The sequence below is a fragment of the Gilliamella sp. Pas-s27 genome (assembly GCF_009795865.1).
Taxonomy (GTDB): domain Bacteria; phylum Pseudomonadota; class Gammaproteobacteria; order Enterobacterales; family Orbaceae; genus Gilliamella.
Map to the genome: position 1 here is coordinate 1 of NZ_WTEW01000131.1, position 341 is coordinate 341.

The window sequence follows — 341 nt, forward strand, 5'->3', positions numbered from 1 at the left end:
GCCGTAAAAACTTAAAGTTAAAAAAGTCACTTTCGTTAACATAGACTTTACCCGTTTTACGGTTAAATATAATGGGACTGCCACGACGGGAGAATAGATAATAGTACACTTGGGGAATAACATAATACATACCGAGACAGCATGTAATAAAATTCAAAATTACTATTATATCAACAAATTCTATTTTAGAGTTATCATGATGAACAATTAACCAAATAGATCCAATGATAATTCCACTTCCGCAAATAGTAGCAACAAAATAAAGGCAAGCATAAAAAATCTGATCATTGAGATCCTGACGAATAAAGGCACAGTAGTTATTATTGGCATAGCTTAAGCGA

At 32.3% G+C, this 341-nt stretch carries 1 protein-coding gene; it reads right to left on the reverse strand.

What is annotated here, in order from left to right; genetic code table 11:
• On the reverse strand, positions 1-341 hold a 341-nt coding region (locus GQ589_RS12365; RefSeq protein WP_237399247.1), incomplete at both ends, for a DUF6708 domain-containing protein.